At 52.2% G+C, this 8,850-nt stretch carries 9 protein-coding genes and 1 pseudogene; 2 read left to right on the top strand and 8 right to left on the bottom strand.

The features are described from left to right. Positions 1–109: 109 nt before the first annotated feature. The 5 genes from polA to cyaY all read right to left on the bottom strand — a co-directional run bounded on the left by polA (position 110) and on the right by cyaY (position 5,411). Complete coding sequence (gene polA / locus HMPREF2959_RS00610; protein WP_070696228.1) at positions 110–2,926, bottom strand: DNA polymerase I; 2,817 nt, start codon at positions 2,924–2,926, stop codon at positions 110–112. A 145-nt stretch (positions 2,927–3,071) separates the two neighbouring features. Continuing rightward, positions 3,072–3,578, bottom strand: a complete 507-nt coding sequence (gene luxS / locus HMPREF2959_RS00605; RefSeq protein ID WP_002230899.1) for an S-ribosylhomocysteine lyase — start codon at positions 3,576–3,578, stop codon at positions 3,072–3,074. 21 nt (positions 3,579–3,599) lie between these two features. Further along, the gene (locus HMPREF2959_RS00600) at positions 3,600–4,019 is read right to left on the bottom strand and encodes a DUF2251 domain-containing protein (protein ID WP_002243388.1); all 420 of its coding nucleotides are present in this window, start codon (positions 4,017–4,019) and stop codon (positions 3,600–3,602) included. A gap of 25 nt (positions 4,020–4,044) precedes the next feature. Next, the gene (locus tag HMPREF2959_RS00595; protein WP_070696226.1) at positions 4,045–5,061 is read right to left on the bottom strand and encodes a YeiH family protein; all 1,017 of its coding nucleotides are present in this window, start codon (positions 5,059–5,061) and stop codon (positions 4,045–4,047) included. Positions 5,062–5,087: 26 nt separating this feature from the next. Beyond that, positions 5,088–5,411 (bottom strand): iron donor protein CyaY, encoded by a 324-nt coding sequence (gene cyaY, locus HMPREF2959_RS00590; RefSeq protein ID WP_002243390.1) that lies wholly within the window; start codon positions 5,409–5,411, stop codon positions 5,088–5,090. Positions 5,412–5,481: 70 nt separating this feature from the next. Here cyaY and HMPREF2959_RS00585 point away from each other — a divergent pair, with 70 nt between their 5' ends. Then, positions 5,482–5,652 (top strand): LPS translocon maturation chaperone LptM, encoded by a 171-nt coding sequence (locus HMPREF2959_RS00585; protein ID WP_002218098.1) that lies wholly within the window; start codon positions 5,482–5,484, stop codon positions 5,650–5,652. Positions 5,653–5,662: 10 nt separating this feature from the next. Continuing rightward, complete coding sequence (lysA, locus tag HMPREF2959_RS00580) at positions 5,663–6,907, top strand: diaminopimelate decarboxylase (RefSeq protein ID WP_002221655.1); 1,245 nt, start codon at positions 5,663–5,665, stop codon at positions 6,905–6,907. 35 nt (positions 6,908–6,942) lie between these two features. Here the strand turns inward: lysA and HMPREF2959_RS10425 are convergent, their stop codons facing one another. The 3 genes and pseudogenes from HMPREF2959_RS10425 to HMPREF2959_RS11715 all read right to left on the bottom strand — a co-directional run. Next, the gene (locus HMPREF2959_RS10425; protein WP_002233157.1) at positions 6,943–7,035 is read right to left on the bottom strand and encodes a methionine/alanine import family NSS transporter small subunit; all 93 of its coding nucleotides are present in this window, start codon (positions 7,033–7,035) and stop codon (positions 6,943–6,945) included. Beyond that, entirely contained in the window at positions 7,032–8,567 is a 1,536-nt protein-coding gene (locus tag HMPREF2959_RS00575) for a sodium-dependent transporter (protein WP_002221654.1), read from the bottom strand. Before HMPREF2959_RS00575 ends, HMPREF2959_RS10425 begins: the two co-directional genes overlap by 4 nt. Before the next feature lie 212 nt (positions 8,568–8,779). Continuing rightward, positions 8,780–8,850, bottom strand: a pseudogene (locus HMPREF2959_RS11715) (IS1595 family transposase); the annotation flags it as partial.

Genomic DNA, 8,850 nt, shown 5'->3' with positions numbered 1-8,850 from the left:
GTCGCCTTGTCCTGATTTTTGTTGATCCACTATACTATAGGAACATTTAGAAAAAATATACCAAAAATTAAATTTTATTTAAATAAAGATAGCATATAACACCTTTCAATCAATGTGCCTCTTCCCAATTCTCCCCTACGCCAACCTCAGCCACCAGCGGTACATCCAATAATCCGCCGCCCACTTTCGCCATAATCTGCGGCAGTTTTTCTTTGACAAAATCCAGTTCGGTTTCAACGACTTCCAGCACCAGTTCGTCATGCACCTGCATAATCAGTTTGCTTTGTAAGAGTTCGTCCCACGGGGAGGCTTCGCACTCTGAAAGCCAGCGGGACACGTCTATCATGGCGCGTTTGATGAGGTCGGAGGCGGTGCCTTGCATGGGGGCGTTGATGGCGGCGCGTTCGGCTCCGGCGCGGGCGTTGGCGTTTTTGTTGTGGATGTCGGGCAGGTAGAGCCTTCTGCCGAACAGGGTTTCGACAAAGCCTTGTGCGGCGGCTTGTTCTTTGGTGCGCTGCATGTATTCGGCGACGCCGGGATAGCGGGCGAAGTAGCGGTCGATAAAGTTTTTGGCGGAGATGTTGTCGATGCCCAATGATTTGGCGAGGCCGTATTGGCCCATGCCGTAAATGAGGCCGAAGTTGATGGTTTTGGCGTAGCGGCGTTGTTCGGACGAGACGTTTTCGGGGGCGATGCCGAACACTTCGGCGGCGGTGCGGCGGTGTACGTCTTCGCCGTTTTGGAACGCAGCGATGAGGGTTTTGTCGCCAGAGAGGTGCGCCATGATGCGCAGCTCGATTTGGGAATAGTCGGCGGAAACGATGACGCTGCCTTGCGGTGCGGTAAAGGCGCGACGTACGCGGCGGCCTTCGGCGGTGCGGATGGGGATGTTTTGCAGGTTGGGGTTGTTGCTTGCCAAGCGTCCTGTAATGGCGACGGCTTGGGCGTAGGTGGTATGCACGCGGTTATCCCGGGGAGAAATCATTTCGGGCAGTTTGTCGGTGTAGGTGGATTTGAGTTTCGCCAGGCTGCGGTTTTGCAGGATGATTTTGGGCAGGGGGTAGTCGGGCGCGAGCTGTTCGAGCACGGCTTCGTTGGTGGAAATGCCGCCTTTGGCAGTTTTTTTCAGCCCTTTTGTCGGGATGCCCATTTTGTCGAACAGGATTTCTTGCAGCTGTTTGGGCGAATTGAGGTTGAACGGCTGGCCTGCGGCGGCGTAGGCTTGTTGTTCGAGCTTCATCAGCTCCGCGCCGAGTTCCGCACTTTGGCGGGTGAGTTCGGCGCGGTCAATTTGCACGCCGTTGCGTTCCATTTCAAACAATACCTGCGCGACGGGTAGCTCCATTTTTTCATACATTTCAAGCTGTTTTTCGTCCATTTGCGCGCGCAGGTGCGCTTCGAGGCGCAGGGCGAAATCGGCGTCTTGGGCGGCGTATTCGGTCGCCTGCCCGATGGCGACATCGGCAAAACCGATTTGCTTCGCGCCTTTGCCGCACAACGATTCGTAGGTAATGGTTTCCAAGCCCAGCCAGCGTTCGGACAATTCGTCCAAGCCGTGTCCGAGATGGCTCTCGATGATGTAGGAAGCGAGCATGGCGTCGCCGGCAATGCCGTTCAGGGCGATGCCGTAGTTGGCGAAAACGTGTTGGTCGTATTTGAGGTTTTGCCCGATTTTTTTTAGGGCGGGGTTTCCCAAATGCGGTTTCAGACGGCCTAATACGTCTTGTAAATCAAGCTGTTCAGGCGCGGCGGTCAGGCTGTGTCCTACGGGGATGTAAACCGCTTCGCCTGCTTGGAACGCAATGCTGATGCCGACCAGCGCGGCGTTCATCGCGTCTAATGACGTGGTTTCCGTATCAATGCCGATTGTGTCCGCCTGAGCCAGTTTGTCCAACAAAGCGGCAAACTGCGCTTCGGTGGTAACGGCTTGATAATCCAGCCTTTCGGGGGCGGTGGCTTTTTCGGCTTGTTTTTCAAACGGCATTTCCGCATTCAAAGCCGCCTGCTCGCCGATGCTGTCGCTGCCGAACAAATCATCGGTCGAGCCGGTATTCATGTTTGATTCCGCTTCTTTCAGCCAGGTGCGGAAGCCCCAGCGTTTGAAATCGACAACCAGCTGCGCCCATTTCGGCGTAGTACAGCGCAGGCTTTCGATGCCGTCTGAAAGCTCGGCGTGCAAGTCCACATCGGTTTTAATCGTTACTAAGTCATACGACAGCGGCAGGCGCGGCAGGGCGGCACGCAGATTCTCGCCCACTTTGCCCTTGATTTCCGAAGCGTGTTCTATCACGCCTTGCAACGAGCCGTAGGCTTCCAGCCACTTCACCGCCGTTTTCGGGCCGCATTTTTCCACGCCCGGCACGTTGTCCACCTTGTCGCCCATCAGCGCGAGATAATCGCGGATTTGGTCGGGACGCACGCCGAATTTTGCCTTCACGCCTTCAATATCCAGCGTTTCTCCGCTCATCGTGTTCACCAGCGTAACGCGCTCATCCACCAACTGCGCCATGTCCTTATCGCCGGTCGAAACAATGACTCGCAAACCATGTTCCGCCCCCTGTTTCGCCAGCGTGCCGATCACATCGTCCGCCTCCACTTGCCCAATCACCAATACCGGCCAGCCCGTCAGGCGCACTAAATCCGGCAGTGCTTCCGCCTGCGGGCGCAAATCGTCGGGCATCGGCGGGCGCGTCGCCTTGTATTCTTCAAACATTTGATGGCGGAAATTTTTGCCTTTCGCATCAAAAACCACCGCGCAATAATCGTGCGGATATTCCGACCGCAAACGGCGCAACATATTCAATACGCCATACAGCGCGCCCGTCGGTGCACCGTCGGGTGCGGTCAGGTTTTGCCCCATCGCGTGATACGCGCGGTAGAGATAGGAAGAGCCGTCAACGAGGAGGAGTGTAGGTCTGTTGGACATAAAAAACCCGCTTAAAACCGATAAGGGACAGAAAAAAATAGGGAAGGACGATGCCGGCTTAAAACCCGCCCCCGCACAACCCCAGATTATAACGGAAAAGGCAAATGCCGTCTGAAACCCTTGTTCAGACGGCATTTTTGGCGGATTAGGCGTTCAGCAGCCCTTCATCCAGCGTCAGCTCTTCGTTTTTGTTCACCGCCACTTTGCGCGCCAACACGTTTTGCGCGATTTGCTGCGCTTCGGCGAGCGAGTGCATTTGATAAGTGCCGCATTGGTATTCGTTCAACTCGGGGATTTTGCTTTGGTCTTTGACATTCAAAACATCCTGCATCGAAGCCAGCCACGCATCGGCGACCTGCTGTTCGGAAGGCGTGCCGATAAGGCTCATATAAAAACCGGTGCGGCAGCCCATCGGGGAAATGTCGATGATTTCCACGCCGTTGCCGTTCAAGTGGTCGCGCATAAAACCTGCGAACAAATGCTCCAGCGTGTGTATGCCTTTTTCAGGCAGGATTTCTTTGTTGGGAATGCAAAAGCGCAGGTCGAACACGGTAATGGTGTCGCCTTTGGGCGTGGTCATGGTTTTCGCCACGCGTACGGCGGGGGCATGCATACGGGTGTGATCGACTTTGAAACTGTCTAGTAGGGGCATTTGGGTATCCTTTTGTGCGGGTTATGTAGGTTCTCGGGATAGGATTTTGTCCAGCAATTCATCATCCAAGACGCGGTTTTCGACTTTCACCCATTCGCCGCCTGCTTCAGGGAAGCCGTTGCGGCAATATCCTGCCTGTTCGACAAAATCATAGACGGCATGAATGTAGTCGTTGACACACAATGCGGCTATGGTGCAGGCATCATCCCATAAAATCAAGACATGATTGGGGATATGTTTGTCGGATACATCTTCGACATTGTAGATGTGCAAGGCATCTAAAATCCCGTCTTGCGAAGCAGCATAGAAGTAGCCCGTGTCGCCGTCGTCTTCAAAGACGACACCATAAGGGATATGTTTGGAAAATGATTCTAAAACTTTAGGCGTGCCGACAGTAAAATTTCCGATTTCGGCAGTCAGATATAGCGGTAATTGTGCCATTGGGTAACGCTCTCTTTAGTGAATTTTATATTAATTTTGATATTCCATAGTTCACTAAAAATCCACCAACCACTAGCCATAAATAAGTTAGTATTCCTAAAACAAACGGTTTTAATCCTGCCTTTTTGATTGCGCTTGCGTGCGTCGTTAAGCCAAGCGCAGCCATTGATGAAATTAATAAGAAAGAATCGATTTCAACGAATAATTTCACGAGTTCTTTTGGTAATAAATCAAAAGAATTAAAAATGGCAACACCAATAAAAAGTACAGCAAACCAAGGAATTGTAATTTTGTGTGAGGTATTTTCTGATACCCCATCACTACGTGTTAATAACCAAGAAAGCATTAATAAAAAGGGGGCGAGCATCATCACTCGGATCATTTTGGAAATGACGGCAGTATTCGCCACGATAGGATCAATATTTTCCCCAATCGCATAAACTTGAGCCACTTCGTGTACACTAGAACCAACATAAATACCGAATTGATGGGCGTTAATTAAATCTTGTGACCACGTGTAGAACAAGGGGTAAGTAAAAATAGCAAGCGTCCCAAAAATGACCACTACGGCAATCGCCACTGAAACTTTATGGGATTCTGCTTTGGTAACAGGCTCTGCCGCCATCACTGCTGCCGCACCGCAAATGCTGCAACCTGCCCCAGTGAGATAAACCAATTGTTTATCCATTTTTAGATAACGAATGCCTAAAAGTGCGGTAAAAAAGAAGGTTGAAATTAGCATGATTGCATCGGTAACGACAGCATTTAATCCTACATCGGCAATATCGCCAAAAGTGAGGCGGAAACCATACAGCACAATGCCAGTGCGAAGAAGCACGCCTTTGGCAAACAAAACGCCTTTTTCCACTTGTGTTGAAAATTGCGGATAAATGGTATTGCCGATTGCCATTCCCAGCAAGATAGCAATAATTAAAGCACTGATATGATAATGATGGGAAAAATCAGTGTTTCCTAAATAGTTAGCAAGTATAGCGATAATCGCGATAAATATAAGTCCGAAATAAAAGGGACGTGTGTTCATTTTTTCTTTCCGTGATAACACTCAAATTACAATTCGGCAATCTTTACCGCTTCGCCCGAAGCCGCGCTCAGGGCTTCGTTTAAAACGTCATAAAAATCGCGGTTGTCGCGCGTTGCCAGCCATTTGCCGTTTTGCTCGGCGAAATGGTAGCCGCCGCTTTTGGCGGCAACCCACAATTCCTGATTGGGCGTGTGGCGGTTGACGATGATTTGCGTGCCGTCTCCGGCTTCGATGGTCAGGACGTTTCCGGCAAACCGGCAGTCGAAATCCCAGCCGTTTTCGTCGATTTGGTCTTCGATGTGTTCAAATAATGCTTCGCTCGCGCGGATAAACTCGCTTTCGGTCATCATAGCTTTTTGCGTGTTTTTTGTTTAAGATGCCGAATCTTGCCACATTCGCGCTTATGAAGGAAGTTTACCGATGAAATACGGCGTATTTTTTGCGGCGGCAACCGCCCTCCTGCTCTCGGCCTGCGGTTACAAAGGCGACCTCTACCTGCCCAAAGAAGGCGACAAGGCGCGTTTCGGCGTAATCCAAACCGGTTTGCAGCTTCAAGGCAAACCGCAATCCGCCCCTCCAACCCAAAAATGAAAACGAAAATATGACCCTATTTTGCGAACAAGTCCCCTACCCCCGCCTTGCCGAAGCATTCGGCACACCGCTTTATGTGTACAGCCAATCCGCGCTGACCGAAGCATTTGAACACTACCAAACTGCCTTTGCCGAGCTCTCCCCGCTCGTCTGCTATGCGGTTAAAGCCAATGGCAACCTGAGCATCATCAAACACTTTGCTTCTTTGGGGAGCGGTTTTGACATTGTGTCCGGCGGCGAATTGGCACGCGTTTTGGCGGCAGGCGGCGACGCGGCAAAAACCATATTTTCAGGCGTAGGCAAAAGCGAGGCGGAAATCGAGTTCGCGCTGAATGCAGGCGTGAAATGCTTCAATATGGAAAGCATCCCCGAAATCGACCGTATTCAGAAAGTTGCCGCGCGTTTGGGTAAAACCGCGCCCGTCTCCCTGCGCGTCAATCCCGATGTCGATGCGAAAACCCATCCCTACATCTCCACAGGTCTGAAAGCCAACAAATTCGGCATCGCCTACGCCGACGCGCTCGAAGCCTACCGCCACGCCGCACAACAGCCCAATTTGAAAATCATCGGCATCGACTGCCACATCGGTTCGCAACTGACCGACTTAAGCCCGCTGGTCGAAGCCTGCGAGCGCATTTTGATTTTGGTTGACGCGCTTGCCGCCGAAGGCATTGTGTTGGAACACTTGGACTTGGGCGGCGGCGTCGGCATTGTTTACCAAGACGAAGATGTGCCTGATTTGGGCGCGTATGCCCAAGCCGTTCAAAAACTGATCGGCACACGCCGTCTGAAACTCATTCTTGAGCCCGGCCGCAGCCTGGTCGGCAACGCAGGTTCGCTGCTGACACGCGTCGAGTTTGTCAAATACGGCGAAGAGAAAAACTTTGTGATGGTCGATGCGGCGATGAACGATTTGATGCGCCCGGCGCTTTATGATGCCTATCATCACATCGAGGCGGTCGAAACCAAAGACATCGCGACGCTGACCGCCAACATCGTCGGTCCGATTTGCGAAACCGGCGACTTCCTCGGCAAAGACCGCACCATCGCCTGCGAAGAAGGGGATTTGCTGCTTATCCGCAGCGCGGGCGCATACGGAGCCAGTATGGCGAGCAATTACAACGCGCGCAACCGTGCGGCGGAAGTGTTGGTTAACGGTGGCGGATACAAACTCATCCGCCGACGCGAAACCTTAGAACAGCAAATGGCAAACGAACTCGCCTGCCTGCAAGCCGAACATCAAAATGCCGTCTGAAGCGGTTCAGACGGCATTTTTAACGCTCTAAAGGCTTACTCGTTCGGCAGCCTTAACAGGGAAAGCAGCAGCCCTCCCCAGATTATCACGATTGAGACAATCATCATCACAATGGCGGAAGTACTCATTTTTCTTCTCCTTGTTCATGTTCGTGTTCGTCTTTGACGTTGAAATCCTGACCGTGTTTCCAAGGCAGCAACGACAGCAGCAGCCCGAACACGACCAACGCCGCCGACATCCCCCAGCCGAAAATACTGAGGAAACCATCCGGATAACCTTCGTAATTTTTCTCCATCAGGCCGCTGGTATCTTTAAACAGCATATAGCCGAGCATCACGACGGTAACCACGACGCAGACCGTCCACAAGCCGCCGATGCGGATGGAGGACAAAGCGTTCAGGTGCTTGCGTAATTCCGGCAGCCTGCCGCTGATGATGATGGCGGCAACATAAACAAAGCCGGCGGCAACAATGCCGTAGGTGTTGACGAATTTGTCCATCACGTCCAAAACCGGCAGCCCCGTCGCCGTACCGAACAGCAGCGTGGAAACAATGCCCATCGGAATGCAGACCAGCAGCGTGGCGTTGACGCGCCCGATGTTCAGCTTGTCCTGAATCGCCGCCACAATCACTTCAAGGATGGAAATCATCGACGTAACGCCGGCGAATACCAGCGAACCGAAAAACAATATGCCGATCAGCCAGCCCATCGGTGCCTGGTTGATAATGGTCGGAAAGGCGATAAACGCCAAACCGATGCCGCCTGAGGCAACCTCGTTGACCGCCTTACCGCCCGCCTGCGCCATAAAGCCCAATGCGGCAAACACGCCGATGCCCGCGAGCAGTTCAAAGCTGCTGTTGGCAAAACCGACCACCAGCCCCGTTCCGCCCAAGTCGGTTTTTTTCTTCAAATAAGAAGAATAGGTAACCATAATGCCGAAGCAGATGGAAAGCGAAAAGAAAATCTGCCCGTATGCCGCCACCCAGACCTTGGAATCGGCGAGTTTCGACCAGTCGGGCGTAAACAATGCGTCCAAGCCCTTTGCCGCACCCGGCAGGGTTAGTGAAATGCCGACCATAATCAAAAACATCACCAAAAGCAGCGGCATAAAGAACGACGAGGCGCGCGCCACGCCCTTTTGCACGCCCAACGCCATAATGGCGGCGGTAAAAACCCACACGCCCGCCAAAGGACCGGCGACTTTGCCGACAAAATCCAAACCCAAGGCTTCCGGGCCCGCCATTTGCAGGAAGTCCTTAAAGAAAAAACCCTGCGGATCCGCACCCCAGGCGGCGTTGACCGAATAATAGGTATAGCTTGCCGCCCAACCGATAATTACCGCGTAATAGATGCAGATGACGATATTGGTCATCACGTTCCACCAGCCGACCGGCTCAAACCATCGTCCGAGGCGGCGGAAAGCCAAGGGCGCAGAACCACGGTAACGGTGGCCGATGGCATAATCGAGCAGCAGCAGCGGGATGCCCGCCGTCAGAAGCGCGACCAGATAGGGCAGGATGAACGCGCCGCCGCCGTTTTCAAAAGCAATATAGGGGAAACGCCAAATATTGCCCAAGCCGACGGCGGACCCGATGGCGGCAATCATAAACGCGCGGCGCGTGCCGAATGTGGCGCGTTCTTTCGTCTTGGAATCAGACACGTTGATACCTCTTGAATTATTTATTAAAAACAAGCCGTTATAGGCAAAATATATAGAAACAGCGTCTGACAGGGATAATGTCTTCTGAAAAAACAAACCGGCTTGTGACCGATTGTTTACAATCTATGTGCTTATCGTAAAAAAATTTAACGCTGATGGCAAGCGGTGAAGGTTTGAAAACGAAAAATTTTAGGGGCTGTACTAGATTAGCCCTAAATCCCACACCAATCCTGTAGGATTTTTAGCTGCCGGGACGGTGTGCCGAAGTTAAATCGAAATTCGC

The sequence above is a fragment of the Neisseria sp. HMSC070F02 genome (assembly GCF_001814225.1).
GTDB lineage: Bacteria > Pseudomonadota > Gammaproteobacteria > Burkholderiales > Neisseriaceae > Neisseria > Neisseria meningitidis.
The sequence above is the reverse complement of the archived record's forward strand: the minus strand, read 5'-3'. Positions and strand labels throughout refer to the sequence as shown.